Raw genomic sequence first — 16,917 nt, 5'->3', positions numbered from 1 at the left:
AGACGATAACAATGACTTCCAATCTGACTACCGTCTCCTATATCGGCGCGGCCATCCTCTTCATCCTCAGCCTCGGCGGGCTGGCCAATCCCGAAACCGCACGGCGCGGCAACCTGCTCGGCATGATCGGCATGCTGATCGCCGTCCTTGCCACGGTACTCGGCCCGCGTGTCTCGGTTGAGGGCGTTCCGTATATCGTGGCTGCGCTGGTCGTCGGCGGCGCGGTCGGGCTCTACGCCGCGAAGAAGGTGCAGATGACGCAGATGCCCGAGCTGGTTGCGCTGATGCACAGCCTGGTCGGCCTGGCGGCGTGCCTGGTGGGCTTCGCGAGCTACATCGATACGTCGGTGCAGTTCACGGGTGCCGAGCACGCAATCCACGAGGTGGAAATTTATGTCGGGATCCTGATCGGTGCGGTGACCTTCGCCGGCTCGGTGATCGCATTCGGCAAGCTCTCCGGCAAGATCGGCGGCAAGCCGCTGCTGCTGCCGGCCCGGCACTGGCTCAACCTGGCCGCGCTGGTGGTGGTGGTCGTGTTCGGCCGCGCGTTCCTGCATGCGGAGACGGTCCAGGACGGCATGACGCCGCTCATCGTGATGACGGTGGTGTCGCTGCTGTTCGGCGTGCACATGGTGATGGCGATCGGCGGCGCGGACATGCCCGTCGTGGTGTCGATGCTCAACAGCTACTCGGGCTGGGCGGCGGCGGCCACCGGCTTCATGCTCGGCAACGACCTGCTGATCGTGATCGGCGCGCTGGTGGGCTCCTCGGGTGCGATCCTGTCGTACATCATGTGCCGCGCGATGAACCGCAACTTCATCAGCGTGATTGCCGGCGGCTTCGGCACCGGCAGCGGTGCGCCCGCGGCGGCCGGCGGCAGTGCGCAGCCGGCCGGCGAAGTGGTGGCGGTGAGTGCGCTGGAGACGGCCGAGCTGCTGCGCGATGCGAAGAGCGTGATCATCGTGCCGGGGTACGGGATGGCCGTGGCGCAAGCCCAGCACACCGTGCATGAACTCACGAAGGTGCTGCGCGAGAAGGGCGTCGACGTGCGTTTCGCGATCCATCCGGTGGCCGGCCGCATGCCGGGGCACATGAACGTGCTGCTCGCCGAGGCGAAGGTGCCTTACGACATCGTGATGGAGATGGACGAGATCAACGGCGACTTCCCCGAAGCCGACGTGTCGATGGTGATCGGCGCGAACGACATCGTGAACCCGGCGGCGCAGGAAGATCCGGGCAGCCCGATCGCCGGCATGCCGGTGCTCGAGGTGTGGAAGGCCAAGACCTCGATCGTGATGAAGCGCAGCATGGCGTCCGGCTATGCGGGCGTCGACAATCCGCTGTTTTACAAGGACAACAACCGGATGCTGTTCGGCGACGCGAAGAAGATGCTGGACGAGGTGTTCGGGGCGTTGAAGGCCTGACGGCGCGCATGGCCGGGCGCGTGCGCGGGGCGAGCGATCGCCGGCTGGGGTGTCGGACAGTCGGTTGATCGAGGCCCGGTGCGCCGGCCGTGCGTATCGCGAAGGTCACGGAAGTGCGAGGCGGGAGGGGCCGTTTCGCACTTCCTTGCGGCAAAAGACGGCGATCGATTGTCGCTGCGTAGTTCTCCCTCCAACCATCAGCCACCCCCGATCCTTCCCCCCGAGCGCGCCGGCGACGATGCCGTCTATCCAGCGAATCCAAGCTCCGCAAAAGTGATGACCCTTGCGTCGCACGCGCGCGCCAGCGCCGGATCGTAAGTCGAAAAAAAGACGGCACGGTCTGCGGCCAGTGTCTTGAACAGATCGATCAGCACCGCACGCGACGCAGCATCGAGCCCGCTGTCCGGATCGTCGGCGATCACGACGGCGGGCGCGCCGAGCGTCGTGGCCGTCAGGAACAGTTTCTTGCGCGTGCCGAACGACATCTGCTCGAAGCGCTTCTCAAGATGCGGGCCGAGCCCGAATCGATCAGCCAGCTCGAGCGTGCGGGCGTCGACGACGGTCTTCCTGCCGGCCGCCACGAGATCGAGAAACGCGCGGCCCGTCTGGAGCGGATACGCCAGGCAATCGTCAGGCACGTACGCCAGCGCGGATTTCGCATCGTGCGGCGCGGTGCGCAGCGAATGGCCGCCGATCCACACCTCGCCCTCGTCCGCGTCGAGCGTGCCGGCGAGAATGGCGAGCAACGTCGATTTGCCACTGCCGGTTTCGTCGCACAGCGCCACGCATCCGGCGCCGGATGTGTAGTGGAGTCCCTTGAAGATGACGCGCTTGTCGTAGCGCTTGCCGAGATTGTCGAAGCGGAGCATGGATCGATAGTCAAACGAAAATTCGCCAGGTGAGCGCGACCCGCATCATGGTCAGCGGCAGGCCTGGCAACACGGATTGTCGGGACGCGTAGCGTGGCGGCAGATAGTGTAATGCGGCAAGCGACGCGCCCGGGCAGACGACGGTGCGCCGAAAGTCGAGGCACGCACGTCATGCAGCTCGAGTATGCTGGATGAATGCCGGCCGGATCAGCGATCAGGACGGCAAAACTGCAAACAATCACCGCGATCGTATCGCAACCACCGGCCGCACCGGGCCGACTTCAACTCCGGAACAGGGACTCGACATGGCAGACCTGGACAACGCGCTGTACGAACGGATCGGCGCGCTGAGCGACGCGGGCGATGCGTTGATGGAAGACGGCGACTACGAAGGCGCGCTCGAGAAATTCTGGGCGGGATTCGACCTGCTTCCCGAACCCAGGACCAACTGGGAAGCCGGCACGTGGTTGATGGCCGCCATCGGCGACGTGAATTTCCATCAAGAGAACTACGTGGCCGGACGCGATAATCTCGCCCAGTCGATGCATTTCCCCAACGCGATCGGCAACCCGTTCCTGCACCTGAGGCTCGATCAGTGCCAGTTCGAGCTGGGCGATCTCGATCGCGCGGCCGACGAACTGATGCGCGCCTATGCGAGCGGCGGGCCGGAACTGTTCGAGGACGAGGACGGCAAGTACCTGCGATTCCTGGCGACGCGGGCAGACGGCATCGAGACGCCCTGACGCGCGTGGTTCGTGCCGGCCGGCGTCGCGAGCAGGCTTCGACGCCCACGCCGGGATGCCGGGCGTTTCTCCGCATGAGCACAACTTGCCAATGAACCTGACCTTTCCCCTCGCCACCCGATCCGACGCCGAGATGCTGGTCGCCATCCGCATCGCCGCGATGCGCGACAGCCTCGAGCGCATCGGCCGCTTCGATCCCCAGCGTGCGCGCGACCGGTTTCTCGCGTCGTTCGATCCGGCGCGATGCCGCTTGATCGAAGTCGACGGCGTGAGCGCGGGCTTTTTCGTGGTCCGGCCGCAGGAGGATCACTGGCTGCTCGACCATCTGTACATCGTGCCCGAGCATCAGGGAAAGGGGATCGGCGCGGCGGTGCTGCGCAAGATCTTTGCCGACGCCGATTCGCAGCAGGTGCCCGTTCGCGTCGGCGCGTTGCGCGGCAGCGATTCGAACCGTTTCTATGCCCGGCACGGCTTCGTGCAGGCCGACGAAGCGGAGTGGGACATCTACTACGTGCGCGCACCGGGTTCGGCGACGGTGTAGATCGCATCCGCGGTGTGATCCGGGTGAGCGCGTCAGCGTTTTCCCGGATACGGAATGCGCGGCGCATGCCGATGATGCAGAGAGAATACAAATACATGATCCGAGGCCAATCATGACGACATCTGCAACAAACGGACCGAATGCGGTATCGCCTGAAACGACCGGGGCGGCAGCGACATCCGACGATGCGGGTGGCGTACCGACGATCCTGCTGGTCGACGACGAGCCGAGCGTGCTGTCGGCGCTCAGGCGCGTGTTCCGTCCCGCCGGCTACGCGATCCTGACCGCGGAAAGCGGCGAGGCGGCCCTCGAGATCCTGGCGTCGACCGAAGTCGACCTGATCGTGTCCGACATGCGGATGCCGGGCATGAGCGGCGCGGAGTTCCTGGCCCGCGCACGGGCGCTCTACCCGGACACGATGCGCATCTTGCTGACCGGCTATGCGGAGATCGCGTCGGTCGTGCAGGCCGTCAACGACGGCGGCGTCTATCGCTACCTGAACAAGCCGTGGGACGACCACGACCTGCTGCTGACCATCGAACACGCACTGGAGCAGCGGCACCTGCGGCGCGAAGCGGCCCGGCTGGCCGCGCTGACGGAAGCGCAGAACGAAGCGCTGCGCCGTTTCAACACGGAACTCGAAACGCAGGTGCGCGCACGCACGGAGGAGCTCGGCCAGACCGTGATGTTCCTCGAAGCCGCGCAACGCGACCTGAAAAGCAGTTTCACCGCGATGGTCCAGGTCTGCGCGAGCATGATCGAGATACGCTGCGGGTCGGCCAGCGGTCACGCGATGCGGGTCGGCGAGATCGCGCGGCGGCTCGCGCTGGCGTCCGGGATGAGCGAGCTGCATGCGCAGGACGTCTATTTCGCGGGGCTGCTGCACGGCATCGGCAAGTTGTCGCTGCCGGACGAATTGCTGCGCAAGCCGCTCGCGAAGATGACGGCGGAAGAGCACGGCCTGTTCCTGCAGCATCCGCTGCGCGCGCAGATGGTGCTGACACCGGTCGCGCAACTGCACAAGGTCGCGTCGATCGTGCTGCACCAGTACGAGCGCTTCAACGGACGCGGCACGCCGGACGGCCTGGCGGGCGACGCGATCCCGCTCGGCTCGCGAATCCTGGCGATCGCGCGTGACTTCGAAGGGCTGCGCAATGGCGACATCGGCGCGCCGCATTCGGTCGAGCAGGCGCTCGACGCGTTGCGCTCGCAGGCCGGCGTGCGTTACGACCCGCGGATCGTCGACGGCCTGACCGAACTGATGCGGGACCCGGCGAGCCTCGGCATCGCGGCGTCCGTCGCGGAGGTCAAGTCCGCGCAGCTGCGCGAGGGGATGCAGCTCGCCGACGATCTGCGCACGCATCGCGGCGTGCTGCTGATGACCAAGGGCAGCGTGATGTCGGCGCACCAGATCGAGCTCGTGCGCCGCTTCGAGACGCGCGAGGGGACGTCGTTCGACATCCTCGTGCTGGCCGGCCAGGCCGCGGCGAAGCCGGCGCAGAGCGCGCCGAATGCGGGCGCGGCGCCGGCCTGAGCCCGGCCGCGCGGCCTGATGGCCGCGGTGCACGACTGCGCGCCGCGGCAACGCACTCACCTCGATCCGGGCGCTCGATCATGTACGGCACCTACCATCTCCCGCTCGTCCTGCTGTCGCTCGCGATCGCGACGCTGGCCTCCTATACGACACTCGACCTGGCCGCCTTCATTTCGCTGCTCGACAACCCGAAGCTCAAGCGCGCGTGGCTGGGCGGCGGCGCGGTGGCCATGGGCACGGGCATCTGGTCGATGCATTTCGTCGGCATGCTCGCGTTTTCGCTGCCGATTCCGCTCGGCTACGCATGGCCGGATACGGGCGCGTCGCTGGCGATTGCCGTGCTCGTGTCGTACTTCGCGCTGACGGTCGTCACGCGCGCACGGCTGGGCTGGCGGCGGCTGCTCGTGGGCGGCGCGCTGATGGGCGCCGGGATCGCCGGCATGCATTACGCGGGGATGGCCGCGATGCACATGGAACCCGGCATCCGCTACGATGCCGCGCTGTTCGCCGCATCGATCGGCATCGCGGTGATCGCGTCGACGGCCGCGCTCTGGATCGCGCAGGCGTTGCGCGTGCAGCAGGCGCGTCATGCGACCGCCCAGCGGGTCGGTGCGGCTTTCATCATGGGTGTCGGCATCACCGGCATGCACTACACGGCGATGGCGGCCGCGCATTTCGCGCCGGACGCGCGGTGCGGGGCCGCGAACGGGGTCGATACGCCCTGGCTCGCGACGACGGTCACGCTGTTCACGACGGGAACCCTGGTCGTCACGCTGTTGCTGACCCGATTCGATGCGCGCACAACCTTCCTGCGCGGGATGACCGACACGCTCGAGCGGCTCGTGCGCTTGCGCACCGTCGAACTGGAGCGCGCGCTGCACCGCTACGAGCAGACGACGGCGATGCTGCAGCGCACGCGCGAGAACATGGCGACCGAGATCGACGAACGCAAGGCCGCGCAGGCGCGGCTCGAACAGGAGAAGGACGAGCAGCGGCGCCTGCTGCACGTGCTCGAGGAAACCCACGTGCAACTCCTGCAGTCGGAAAAGCTCGCGTCGATCGGTCAGCTCGCGGCCGGTGTCGCGCACGAGATCAACAATCCGATCGGCTTCGTCAGTGCGAACCTCAACACGTTGAAGACATGGGTGCGTAGCCTTCTGGACGTGATCGCCGCGCATGAAGCCGCGCTGCCGCAGCTCGACCCGGCCGCGCGCGACGCGCTGGCGGCGACGGGTCGCGCGGCGGACCTCGACTACGTGCGCGGCGAGATCGGGACGCTGATCGACGAATCGATCGACGGCGCGCTGCGCGTGCGGCGCATCGTGCAGGACCTGCGCGATTTCTCGCGTCCGGCCAGCGACGAGTGGAGCGTGGTCGATCTCCGCGCGGGCCTGGAAAGCACGCTCAACGTCGTCCACAACGAACTCAAGTACAAGGCCGACATCGTGCGCGATTACGGTGAGGTGCCGCAGGTCGAATGCCTGCCGTCGCAGTTGAACCAGGTGTTCATGAACCTGCTGGTGAACGCGGCGCACGCGATTCCCGAGCGCGGCGTGATCACGATCCGCACGTCGAGCGACGGCGAGCAGGTGTCGATCGCGATCAGCGACACCGGGACGGGGATGACGCCCGACGTCGTCCGGCGGATCTTCGATCCGTTCTTCACGACGAAGCCGGTCGGGCAGGGCACGGGGCTGGGCTTGTCGGTCTCGCATGGCATCGTCAAGCGCCATCGCGGCACCATCGACGTGACGAGCGAGCCCGGGCGGGGCACGACGTTCTGCGTCCGGATCCCGATCCGGCGGGCCGGCGATCGAGAGAACACGGCGGAGCTGGCGCACCGGGCGTGATCGCGTGACGGCGCCGCGTGCCGCGGGCCGGCGCGGTTGTCGCACGTCATCGCAGCCGCTTGCGGCGTTGGCGACGAAAGAATTGCCAGAGCATCGCGGTGGCGTCCGGCCCCGTGGCGGAATGAAACGGCTCGCGCGGGTCGCCGCCGCTCCAGGCATGCGGCAGCCGGCGAACGATGCAGACCCGGACGACGAGACGCCCGGCCTTGAGATAGTCGACATAGTCGGCATCGTCGCGCGCATAGGTGCGTTGCTCGCCCACCCGCATCGCGCCGTGCTCGTCGACGAGCCGGTTGAGCCGCGCGAACGCGATGCCGAGCTGCGTCGCGTTCCGGTCGGTCACGACCGTATCGAGTGCGCCGTGCATGACGAGGGCCGGCATGCCGGGATAGGACGCGACGTCGGCGCACGCATCGACCGCGCGTATCGGGTCGTCGCGCAGGCCCCGACGCATCAGGTTCATCGCCGCCAACGTCGACGACGGCGGGGCGATGGCCGGGCCGGAGTGCAGGCCGACGGCCGCGAAGCGGTCGGGATACCGGATGGCCAGTGCGGCGGCGAGCCCGGCTCCGGCGGACATGCCGGCCAGGTAGATCCGGTCGCGGTCGAAGCCGTGCTGTCGCACGATGGCGTCGACCAGCGACGTGACGGCCGCGGCTTCCGACTCCGTCGCGTCGCCATGCCAGTGCCAGCAGCGGTGCGCATGCGCGGTCTTGGCCTGTTCGGGAAACAGCACGGCGAACCCCGAGCGTTCGGCGAGACGGCACATGCGCGTGCCCGCGGCAAACGATTCGGCACTCTGCTTGCAGCCGTGCAGCATGACGACGACCGGCATGCCGGCTGTCGTCGCCGGTGCGGCGGGGAGATACAACGCGTAGGCAAGATGGTTCACGTAGCGGCCGGCGCTCGGGCCGGCGGAATGAAACGAGCGGAGCCACGTGCCGGGCGCCTTGTCCGCCGGGGCGCGGGCTGGATGCACGGTGCCGGTGCGTCCGGCGGGACGCACGGTGGCGGCTGGCCGGGCGACCGGCTTGACCGCCCGCTTGGCGGCCGGTCGCGGCTTGCTCGTGCGCTTCGTCGGGCGCGCGCCGGCGGCGACGGAGAGCAGTTCGAGGGGACGCAACCAGAGGCTGGTTTTTTTCCTGGGCATGTGCAGTTTCGTGCCGGCGGCCGACCGTGGCAGGAAGACGCGGCCGACTCCGCCGTCGCGTTGACAATCGAAAGGGGGCGCGGAGCAAGGATCGTGCTGCCGGCCGCGTGCACATCGAAACCGGTCGGCCGGTCGAATGCAACGGAACGCGGGATCCTGCGTCATCGCGGCGATTCGAGTCGGCCATCGGCGATGCTAACCGACCGATGTGACGCGCCGGCGAATCGAAGTGTGCTTCGACCCTGTCGCGCGAGGCTAGCGCCGATCCAGCAGTGTATCGCTCAATACGCTGAACGCCGCGCCCGGCAACTCGTGCAGATGCTCGACCACGCTGCTGACCGGATAGAAGGTTTCCACCGCATCGTCGAGTATTCCGACACCGATCAGCTCGACGCGCCGCTCGCGCAGCGCATCGACGCGGGCCCGCAGGTCGGTGCGCAGGATCGCCGGGTTGCCGTCACCGGTGGCTGGATAGCCGTCCGACAGCACCATCAGGATTCGCCGCCGCGCCCGCTTCGCCAGCAGCCGCCCGGCGGCCCAGCTCAACGCCTCGCCGTCGGGATTCTCGTGGCCGCATTCGATGCACGCGAGGCCGCTCGGGTTGTCGGAATCGAACCGCTTGTAGACGCGCAGGTCGAGCCGTTCGACGAACCGGTTATAGCCGAACGTGTCGCGGCCGGCGTCGATCCAGCGCTGGTAGTGCGCGCGCATCGCCGCATCCTCGACGGAGCTGTAGCCGAGCACTTCGCATGCGAAGCCGAGCTGCGTCAGCGCATCGCACAGCGCTGCCGCGCACAGCCTGGCGAGTTCGATCTTCCTGCCGGCCATCGACCCGCTGCAATCGATCAGCAGGCTGACGGCCGCGTCGCGCCCGGGTGCGGCGCGCCGGACGCGGAATGGCGTGCGATAGCCGGGCGACGTGACGAGGCGGGCGAGCGACATCCGGTCGAGCTCGCCGCGTTCCTGTTCGCGTTTCCAGCGCGTCTGCTCGTCCACTTTCAACGCGCGCTCGAGTCGTAGCTTGAGCGGCTCGGTCTGCGCGCGGGCCGCGCTTCGCAGGCGGTGCCAGCGCGCCGGTTCGCCGTTGCCGGTGAAGTCCGTCACCGTGTCGAACGCGGTGGTCAGCGGGACCGACAGCAGCGGCCGGTTGTCCGCGGACAGGCGGATCGTGCCGGGCATCGCATCGGCCGGCGTCGGTGCTTCGGTGGACGATGCCGTGTCGGCGATCGCCCCGGCGCCCGATTCGGCGGAAACGGGCGCACGGGAGTCGTCCGGCGCGTGCTGGCCGTCCGACTCGAATTCGGCGGCGATGCTGTCGCTGTCGATCGTGCTGCCCGGATCGGCCGTGAACATCATGTTGTTCGCACCGGCCGACGCCAGCGCGCGCACGCGTTCGACGATCCGGTGCGCGGCGCGGATGCTGTCGGCGGTCGAGGTGGCTGCACGCGCTGCATCGACGAGATCGCCCGCTGCGGCCATCGTCGCGTCGAGCGACGGCACGCGCTCGATGGCAGGCGGCGGTTCGTCCCAGAGCGCCCGTTCGATGCGCCACACCAGCCTGTCGCGCCACGCCATGCGAGGCCACCGGCGGAGCGTGTCGGCGGCCGTCGCCGCGCGCATCCGCCGCAGGAAGGTCATCGCGCCGGGATAGAGCGCGGCGAGGCGGCCGGCCGCGCGCCGGTCGTCGATCGCCTGCGCAATGGCGCGCACCACGGGCGACGCCAGGGCGGCAAGGTCATCGATCGCACTGAAACGGACGCGCGCCGCGTAGAGGTCGACGAGGCCGGTGATCGCATCGTCGTCGACGTCGTCGTCGCCGGCAAGCAGCGTGTCGGGCAGCACCAGCAGGTCGCGCTGCGCGCTGGACCCGTGGCGCGCGAACCGCACCTCGATGCCGTGCCGTTGCGTGAGCGTGCGGGCCAGCCGGGTCAGGTGGAGCGACCGCGCGTCGTCGTCCCGGTCCATCGCGTCAGGCCTCGACGTCGATGTAGTGGCGGATGATGCTGCGGATCAGGTCGGCGTCTTCCGCGCCGACCTTCGCATAGATCGTCGGGCCAGCGGCCGATTCGGGATCGCCGGTGCGCAGCATCAGCTCGGCCCAGTCGATCAGGCGCCGCGTCGAGAACGCGCTGGCCAGATCCTCGCGGACGAACGCGGCGCGGCAGTCGGCCGCGATGGCCGCGAGCGTGTCGGCCATCGCCGCGGTCATGGCCGGGCCGAACGTGCGCTGGAGCACGCGCGCCTCGTCGGGCGGCGGCAGGTAGTCGAGGCGGTAGACGCGCCAGCGGTCGAGAAACGCCTCGTTCATCACGTTGGCGCCCTGGTACAGATGGCGGAACTGCCCCATCGCGCCCACCGCATTGGCCGTCGCGAACAGGCGGAACGACGGATGCGGGACGACGATCTCGTTGCCTTTCTCCTTCAGCAACAAGCGGCCGGCCGGTTCGAGCACGGCGGTCAGCACCGCGAGGATCGCCGGTTCCGCGAAGTCGATTTCGTCGACGATGAGCCACAGCCCTTCACGCATCGCGGTCGGCAGCACGCCGTCGACCCAGATCGTCTCGCCGCCCTTGACGGTCCAGAACCCGACGAAGTCGCCGACCGTCGTCTGCCCGTTCATGTTCGAGCGCAGCACGCCATGGCCGGCCAGCGCGGCGGCCTGCTCGATGAGGCTCGTCTTGCCCGTGCCGGTGTGGCCGATCAGCAGGATGCGCCGGTTCTCGACGATGTCTTCCAGCACGTTCGTCACGCGCGCGGTGAACAGGTAAGCCGGGTTCAGCGGCGGCACGAGCGGCCCGCCCGGGCCGCGCGGCATCGGCACGCCGCCCACCTGCGCGACGTGCGCCGCGTCGCCGGTTGCCGCCGGTCGCGCCGCGTGCGCGCTTCGCAGCGCCTGCATGAACGCGCCGCGATGAGCGGGCGCCGCGCGATCGCCGGCTTCACGCCGGACGAAACCTTCCCGGATCCACTTGTGCAGCTTCGCATCGAGGTTGTCCGCATCGACGACCGTGTCGACCGAGGTGCTGCCGTCAGGCCGGTGATGCTGGATGCGGTACATGTGCGCGCGTTCGGAGCGGCTGACGATCCATTGCCCGGCGGACGGGTCCGCCAGTTGACGATAGACACCGAGTACCGACGGGGCGGAGGAGGTGGAGTCAGCGGGTGCGTTCATGGTGGCGAGCGAGAGTGGGCGGCTGGCGCTTCATGCCTGCGATGTGTCGCGTCGATTGTATATTTTTGCCGCGGACGGCGACATCCGCGCGGGAAGCGATTCGCTGCGATCCGGGGCGGAGCACGCGGCGCGCCGTTGCGCCGGATCGGCGGAGCGTCGTGGGCAATGCGCTGCAGCAGGACCTTTCGGCTCCCTTGCTACGCCTCGAACCACGCTTGCCGTGTTGATCCGCCGGCAGCGTGGCGGCTCGTTGGCCCGGGTTTTTCACGAAGACAACCCGTCACGTCGAATCGCGGGCCGTCACACCTTGATCAATCGGGTGGAATGTCAGTACCGTAGCAGGCTTGATCGCCGGGCTTCCATCGTGTGTCCCTGGGCAGCCCGGCTTGACATCCCATTGCGCGCCGGTCGATGACGCAGGCGAAGGAGTGTTGAACGTGACGTCGACAGGCGTGGACAAGGTGAGAATCCGTCGTGCCAGCGCACGCGATGCCCCGGCCGTGCTGGCGATCTTCGACGACGTGATTGCGTGGTTCGTCGCCATCGGCAACGACGGGCAATGGGGCAGCGAGCCCTGGTCGACGCAACCCCGGCGGATCGCGCTCGTGACCGACGCCTGCGCGCTGCCCGACGCGTGGGTCGCAGAGGATCAGGACGGCCGCGTCCTCGGCGCATTGATCCTCGGCGAGTCCATGCCCTACGTGCCGCCCGCGACCGAGCCGGAAATCTATGTGCGCGTGCTGGTGGCGTCGCGCGATGCGCGGGCGCGGGGTGTCGGCCGGCGCCTGATGGCCTTCGCGGACGAGCGCGCCCGGGCGGCCGGGGTGGCGCGCTTGCGGGTGGACTGCTATGGCGGCGGGACCGGCGCGCTGGTGCGTTTCTACGAGTCGTGCGGCTATGAGCGAATTTCACCCTTCGACGTGGAAGGGTGGCCGGGGCAGTTGCTGGGGCGTCGTTTGTGACGGTGCCTGACCGAAGCCACGCGGTGCGTCGGCGTTCGGCCGAGTCCGGGAAGGTGTTCCGATCGTTTCACGGTGAGCCTGAAACGGCGGGCTGCGCGACGGCATTTCCGTGGGCCGACGAACCGGGATGCGCGGCCGCACCGTCCACACCGTGCGCGACCGGCAGCGCCACCCGCACATAGAGAAACGCACGCCGCTCGCGATCGGGCAGCACCTGCGGTCCGTAACTGATCGTGACCGTGCCGTCGTGAATCTCGCCCGCCTGCGCGAAACGCCACGCGCCGGGATCGCTGTCGAGCAGGAATTCGGCGCGCGCATATGCATGCGGTTCAAACAGCGCGGGAATGTCCACCGGGCGTCCGTCGAGCTTGTCGAGCAACGCTTCGACCACGTTGAAGCCATAGCCGTCGCGCACGATGTCGCAGATGAAGCTGCCCGCGATGCGCGGATTCAGTTCGATCACGTGCGGCACGCCGTCGTGCACGATGCAGTCCAGGTGCACGGGCCCCCAGGTCAGCCCGGCGGCCGCCGTGGCGCGCGTCCCGACGTCGATCAGTGCGCGCAGCGTGCTTGCATCGAGGTCGAGTTCGGACGTATAGCCGCGCTCGAGAAAGCCCGCCCCATGCCGTTTCAGCTTGCGCAGCGCGCCGACGTACCGGCCGTCGAAATACTCGACGCAGTATTCGCTGCCGCTCAGGAATTCCTCGATCACGACGCGCTCGGTCGCGAGCGCTTGCGCGTCGGCTTGCCCGGCGGCGAGGGCGTCGAGCTGGGCACGGACCTCGGCGATGTCCTCGCAGCGCCGTACGCCGTCGCTCGCCGAGCCTTCCGACGGCTTGACGACCACCGGGAAACGCAGCGGGGCGGCCGCGGCCGCGAGCGCCGCCGGCGCGGCCAGCGTACCCGTGACGAATTGCGCGGCCGGGATGCCGTGCGCGGCGAGCAGCGCCTTCTGGTTCGACTTCGACACCGCGTGCGCGACGTGGCGCGCATCGGGGCCGGGCAGGCCGAGGGCGTCGGCGACCCACGCGGCGGTGCGCGCATAGGTGTCGTGCGCGGTCGTCACGCGCAGCGTGTCGATCTCGTCCGGATAGCGTGTGCGCAGCCAGCCGGCGAGCTGGCCGGCATCGGGTTCGAGGTTGATCGTCTCGACGCCCGCCGGAAAGACGCCGTCGAGACGGTGCCCGGGGGCGGTGATCACGGTCACGGCCACTTGCCGCGCGAGCGCGCCACGCACGAGCGCGAGGCTGCTGCCGGTGGCGCGGGCGCCGATCACGATGAGTCGCTTCATGCTGGATCCTTGATCGAAGGCGGAAGGGGGGAACGGCATCGCGTGCCGGCTAGCGTGCACGGCGGCGCAGGCGCTGAGCTTCGAGGCGCGGCAGCAGATGCTGGACCACGCGCGGCAGCGTGTAGATCGGCAACTGCGCGCAGGTGAACACGAGCGCCATGGTGGGCGTCGCGGCGAGCCCGAGCGCGGCCCACATCAGGCCGACGTTGCGATTGGCGACGATCAGCGCGACATTGAGCCGCGTACGGACGTCGCCGGGCGTGAGCCCGTACGCGATCATCTGGAAGCCCGCGTTGACGGCGAACGCGAGGGCGATCGCCGTCAGCGCGCGGTGCGGCGCGTCGATGATCGATTGCTGCATGCCGGCCATCGTGCCGAGCGCGAACACCAGCAGCGCGACGACGACGGTTGCATCGATCGGCGTTGCATAACGGTCGAGCCGTGAGCCGGCGAAGCGCCGCACGAGCAGCGCGACGCCCTCGGCGCTGCCGATCAGCAGCGCGAGCCGCCACGCGAGCGTCAAAGGCGAAATCGACACGGCCGCATCGTGGCTGAACCAGGCCGTCAGCAGCGGCGCGGTGAGCGGGACGAACACCATCGACGCGAGGGTCGCGACGAGCGCGACGCTGGCGTCGAGCGACAGCATCCGCGCGATCGTCGACGTGCCGCTCGACGGCGGCGCGCAGTACGCGATCACCAGCGCGACGACCCAGTCGTACGGCATGCCGGCGAGCCGCGCGGCGATGCCGAGCGCAACCGGGCACGCGATCATCGTCGCGGCGGGCAGCAGCAGCGACACGGCCGGCCGCCGCGCGACCGCGCGCACCGCGCGGGGCTCGACGCGTAGCAGCGTGCCGAGCACGAACAGGAACACGGTGACGGGCATCAGCGGCCGCGCGAGAGCCGCGAGCGGCGGCACCAGCAGCCCGAGGCCGACGCCGCACGCGAGCACGGTCGGGCCGCGCCGCACCAGCGCGGCGATCAGCGTGCGCACGGGCGAGCCTCGGGACGACGGCGGACGGTCGTACGACCAGGGCAGGCGGAGAAGGGCATGCGGATTCCTCGGGAGCGGGCCGTCGGGCACCGGGTATCCGCAAGGCTAATCCGGATTTTTGGCGAAGTAAAATGATATAACTGCGATCAATAACAAGAGAAAGTGATATGAACATCCCTCTGCTCGAAACCTTCCGGGCCGTCGTGCAGGAAGGCAGCGCGCTGCGCGCGGCCGAACGGCTCGGCTGCACGCAGTCGAACGTCACCGCGCGGCTGCGCCTGCTCGAAGCGTCGCTCGACGCGCCGCTGTTCGACCGGCACGGCAAGCGGCTCGTGCTGAACGACGCCGGGCGCCGGCTGATTCCGTATTGCGATCGCATCCTGCGCCTCGTCGACGAAGCGACGCAGGTGGTGCGCGAGGCACCGGTCGCGCGCAGCTTCCGGCTCGGCTCGATGGAAAGCACGGCGGCCACGCGGCTGCCGGCGCTCGCCGCTGCATTGAAGGCGCGCGACCCGGCGCTCGGCCTTGCGGTGCAGATCGGCAGCGAACCGGATCTGGCCGACGCACTGCTGCGCGGCCGGATCGACGCCGCGCTCACCGCGCGCGCGGTCGTGCGCCCCGGGTTGCGCTACGAGCCGGCGTTCGCCGAAGAGATGGTGCTGGTGAGCGCGACCACGGCCACGCGGCGGCAGGTGCTGGCCGACCACCCGGTGCGGCTGCTCGCGTTTCACGACGGCTGCCCGTATCGCGCGGTCGCGGAGCACTGGCTGAAGGCGCGCGGCATCGCGATCGAGTCGGTGGCGTCGTTCGGGACGTTCGGCGCGATCCTCGGCTGCGTGGCGGCCGGCATGGGCATAGCGATCCTGCCGAAGCGGATCACGACCGAGCACGTGGCGCGCAAGGAACTGCGGGCGCATTCGTTCGACGATCTCGACAGTGTGACGACCTATCTCGTCACGTCCGAGGAAGCGCCTGAGCTGCCCGAGCTCGATACATTGCGTGCGGTGCTCGGACGGCAGGCGGGGGCGCTGCTCGGGCGCTAGCGGGGCGCACCTCGGCGCGCCGCACCGCGCCGCACGCGCGGCGCCGATCGCGCTACGCCGGCGCAACCGCCCGTTCATCCGCGAAGAATTCAGCCTCGATCTCGCGAATCCGCCGGCAATCCTCCAGCAGCCGCTCGAACGTCGGGCTGTACAGGCCGACGGTGCCGAGCGCCGTCTGCAGGTCGGTCGTCACGCGCAGCGTGTCGCCCACCCTGGCCCATTGCTTGAGCCCGACGAACGACGGCAGCGCCTGGATCGCCTGCCACGTGAAGTCCTGCCGCAGCACGCCGTTGCGCGACGACAGCAGCAGCACGTGCCCGCAGTAACCCCGAAAATCCGTCGGCGCGGCGACGTCACCGAACAGCCGCTCCGGATGCAGCACCGCTTCCACGGCAGCCGACACATGATTCTCGCCGCTGACCGCACTCGTCAGCCGCGGATCGAGGCTGCCGTGCAACCGCGCGTTCAGCTCGACGATCGTCGGGCCGTCGGCCGTATCGAACAGTTCGAGATGGGTCGGCCCGAAGCGCACATCCAGCGCGTCGAGCACGGCGGCCGCGTAGTCGAGCAGCGGCGCGTAGCGCGGATCGGCGTGATTCAGCACCAGCATCTTGTCGAGCCGCGGCGCATGCGTGCGGTCGCGGTGCACTTCCCACAGGCTGACCACCCGGTGGCGGCCTTCGAACGACACCGAATCGACGATGTATTCCTGTCCCTCCGAATAGCTCTGGATCACGATGTCGTCGTTCGGCTGGTTGTACAGCGAACGGGTGGCCAGCACGTCGCGCGCGGCGGCCTCGACCTGGTCGAGCGTCCGGCAGATCTTCACGCCGGTCACGCCCGCGCTGCGCGCCGGCTTCACCACGAGCGGCAGCGTGCCGTATGCGCGCGCCCATTCGAGTGCGACGTCGACCGACGTGCTGTGGAAGTGGGCCGGGGCACGCAGGCCGGCCTGGCGAATCCGCTCGTTCATCGCGTACTTGTCGCGCCGCGCGGCCGACGTCGCGAGCGGATTGCGCGTCGGCACGTCGAGCCGTTCGGCGAGCGTGTCGGCCAGTTCGAGTGCCGCGTCGAGGCCGTGCAGCACCGCGCCGATCCGCAGGTCGCTCAACTGCGCGAGCGTCGCGTCGATATCGCCGTGATGCTGGACCTGGCGGATATAGTCGGACGGGACGAACTGGTTCCGGTAGATTTCCGGCAGGTCGGGGTCGCTGATCACGTGCGCGCAACGGATGCCGTAGGCGCGGAACGCGGGCGCCAGATAGGCGGCTGTCGACGCGCCGTCGACGATCAGGACGGTGTCGATGAAACGATGCGGCATGGATTCCTCGCTGGGCTGTGGGA

The 16,917-nt window shown here is 68.9% G+C and carries 14 protein-coding genes; 7 read left to right on the top strand and 7 right to left on the bottom strand.

Annotated features, from left to right (window positions below; translation table 11 throughout):
* Positions 1 to 11 precede the first annotated feature (11 nt).
* The gene (gene pntB, locus CFB39_RS33735; protein WP_089476218.1) at positions 12 to 1,424 is read left to right on the top strand and encodes a Re/Si-specific NAD(P)(+) transhydrogenase subunit beta; all 1,413 of its coding nucleotides are present in this window, start codon (positions 12 to 14) and stop codon (positions 1,422 to 1,424) included.
* Between the two features lie 245 nt (positions 1,425 to 1,669).
* On the opposite strand, the gene CFB39_RS33730 is transcribed toward pntB, so the two are convergent.
* On the bottom strand, positions 1,670 to 2,293 hold the full coding sequence (locus CFB39_RS33730; protein ID WP_089476217.1) for an ATP-binding cassette domain-containing protein: 624 nt from the start codon (positions 2,291 to 2,293) through the stop codon (positions 1,670 to 1,672).
* A 191-nt stretch (positions 2,294 to 2,484) separates the two neighbouring features.
* Here CFB39_RS33730 and CFB39_RS33725 point away from each other — a divergent pair, with 191 nt between their 5' ends.
* From CFB39_RS33725 to CFB39_RS33710, 4 genes are all read left to right on the top strand, one after another.
* The gene (locus CFB39_RS33725; protein ID WP_256991514.1) at positions 2,485 to 3,036 is read left to right on the top strand and encodes a tol-pal system YbgF family protein; all 552 of its coding nucleotides are present in this window, start codon (positions 2,485 to 2,487) and stop codon (positions 3,034 to 3,036) included.
* Between the two features lie 91 nt (positions 3,037 to 3,127).
* Entirely contained in the window at positions 3,128 to 3,577 is a 450-nt protein-coding gene (locus tag CFB39_RS33720) for a GNAT family N-acetyltransferase (RefSeq protein ID WP_089476215.1), read from the top strand.
* Between the two features lie 112 nt (positions 3,578 to 3,689).
* Complete coding sequence (locus tag CFB39_RS33715; RefSeq protein WP_089476214.1) at positions 3,690 to 5,111, top strand: HD domain-containing phosphohydrolase; 1,422 nt, start codon at positions 3,690 to 3,692, stop codon at positions 5,109 to 5,111.
* Positions 5,112 to 5,191: 80 nt separating this feature from the next.
* Positions 5,192 to 6,961 (top strand): histidine kinase, encoded by a 1,770-nt coding sequence (locus tag CFB39_RS33710; RefSeq protein WP_089476213.1) that lies wholly within the window; start codon positions 5,192 to 5,194, stop codon positions 6,959 to 6,961.
* A gap of 46 nt (positions 6,962 to 7,007) precedes the next feature.
* Here the strand turns inward: CFB39_RS33710 and CFB39_RS33705 are convergent, their stop codons facing one another.
* The 3 genes from CFB39_RS33705 to CFB39_RS33695 all read right to left on the bottom strand — a co-directional run bounded on the left by CFB39_RS33705 (position 7,008) and on the right by CFB39_RS33695 (position 11,283).
* Complete coding sequence (locus tag CFB39_RS33705) at positions 7,008 to 8,111, bottom strand: alpha/beta fold hydrolase (protein WP_089476212.1); 1,104 nt, start codon at positions 8,109 to 8,111, stop codon at positions 7,008 to 7,010.
* A 255-nt stretch (positions 8,112 to 8,366) separates the two neighbouring features.
* Entirely contained in the window at positions 8,367 to 10,076 is a 1,710-nt protein-coding gene (locus CFB39_RS33700; RefSeq protein WP_089476211.1) for a cobalamin biosynthesis protein CobT, read from the bottom strand.
* 4 nt (positions 10,077 to 10,080) lie between these two features.
* The gene (locus tag CFB39_RS33695; protein ID WP_089476210.1) at positions 10,081 to 11,283 is read right to left on the bottom strand and encodes an AAA family ATPase; all 1,203 of its coding nucleotides are present in this window, start codon (positions 11,281 to 11,283) and stop codon (positions 10,081 to 10,083) included.
* Between the two features lie 437 nt (positions 11,284 to 11,720).
* Between CFB39_RS33695 and CFB39_RS33690 the strand changes: the two genes are divergently transcribed.
* Complete coding sequence (locus CFB39_RS33690; protein WP_089476518.1) at positions 11,721 to 12,245, top strand: GNAT family N-acetyltransferase; 525 nt, start codon at positions 11,721 to 11,723, stop codon at positions 12,243 to 12,245.
* Between the two features lie 67 nt (positions 12,246 to 12,312).
* Here the strand turns inward: CFB39_RS33690 and CFB39_RS33685 are convergent, their stop codons facing one another.
* Positions 12,313 to 13,536, bottom strand: coding sequence for an acetyl-CoA carboxylase biotin carboxylase subunit family protein (locus tag CFB39_RS33685; protein WP_089476209.1), 1,224 nt, complete (start codon positions 13,534 to 13,536; stop codon positions 12,313 to 12,315).
* A gap of 49 nt (positions 13,537 to 13,585) precedes the next feature.
* Entirely contained in the window at positions 13,586 to 14,530 is a 945-nt protein-coding gene (locus tag CFB39_RS33680) for a hypothetical protein (RefSeq protein ID WP_089476208.1), read from the bottom strand.
* 167 nt (positions 14,531 to 14,697) lie between these two features.
* On the opposite strand from CFB39_RS33680, the gene CFB39_RS33675 reads away from it, so the two are divergent.
* Positions 14,698 to 15,573, top strand: coding sequence for a LysR family transcriptional regulator (locus CFB39_RS33675; RefSeq protein WP_089476207.1), 876 nt, complete (start codon positions 14,698 to 14,700; stop codon positions 15,571 to 15,573).
* A gap of 52 nt (positions 15,574 to 15,625) precedes the next feature.
* Here the strand turns inward: CFB39_RS33675 and CFB39_RS33670 are convergent, their stop codons facing one another.
* Positions 15,626 to 16,894: an ATP-grasp domain-containing protein gene (locus CFB39_RS33670; protein ID WP_089476206.1), complete on the bottom strand. Its 1,269-nt coding sequence runs from the start codon at positions 16,892 to 16,894 to the stop codon at positions 15,626 to 15,628.
* Between the last annotated feature and the right edge of the window lie 23 nt (positions 16,895 to 16,917).

Source organism: Burkholderia sp. AU6039 (genome assembly GCF_002223365.1).
Classification (GTDB): domain Bacteria; phylum Pseudomonadota; class Gammaproteobacteria; order Burkholderiales; family Burkholderiaceae; genus Burkholderia.
Note: the sequence above shows the minus strand (reverse complement) of the source record. Positions and strands in the feature narration are given on the sequence as shown.

Bases quoted from the DNA above. Each gene is read 5' to 3' on its own strand.
- pntB (WP_089476218.1), top strand. From the start codon at position 12: ATGACTTCCAATCTGACTACCGTCTCCTATATCGGCGCGGCCATCCTC.
- CFB39_RS33730 (WP_089476217.1), bottom strand. From the start codon at position 2,293: ATGCTCCGCTTCGACAATCTCGGCAAGCGCTACGACAAGCGCGTCATC.
- CFB39_RS33725 (WP_256991514.1), top strand. From the start codon at position 2,485: ATGAATGCCGGCCGGATCAGCGATCAGGACGGCAAAACTGCAAACAAT.
- CFB39_RS33720 (WP_089476215.1), top strand. From the start codon at position 3,128: ATGAACCTGACCTTTCCCCTCGCCACCCGATCCGACGCCGAGATGCTG.
- CFB39_RS33715 (WP_089476214.1), top strand. From the start codon at position 3,690: ATGACGACATCTGCAACAAACGGACCGAATGCGGTATCGCCTGAAACG.
- CFB39_RS33710 (WP_089476213.1), top strand. From the start codon at position 5,192: ATGTACGGCACCTACCATCTCCCGCTCGTCCTGCTGTCGCTCGCGATC.
- CFB39_RS33705 (WP_089476212.1), bottom strand. From the start codon at position 8,111: ATGCCCAGGAAAAAAACCAGCCTCTGGTTGCGTCCCCTCGAACTGCTC.
- CFB39_RS33700 (WP_089476211.1), bottom strand. From the start codon at position 10,076: ATGGACCGGGACGACGACGCGCGGTCGCTCCACCTGACCCGGCTGGCC.
- CFB39_RS33695 (WP_089476210.1), bottom strand. From the start codon at position 11,283: ATGAACGCACCCGCTGACTCCACCTCCTCCGCCCCGTCGGTACTCGGT.
- CFB39_RS33685 (WP_089476209.1), bottom strand. From the start codon at position 13,536: ATGAAGCGACTCATCGTGATCGGCGCCCGCGCCACCGGCAGCAGCCTC.
- CFB39_RS33675 (WP_089476207.1), top strand. From the start codon at position 14,698: ATGAACATCCCTCTGCTCGAAACCTTCCGGGCCGTCGTGCAGGAAGGC.
- CFB39_RS33670 (WP_089476206.1), bottom strand. From the start codon at position 16,894: ATGCCGCATCGTTTCATCGACACCGTCCTGATCGTCGACGGCGCGTCG.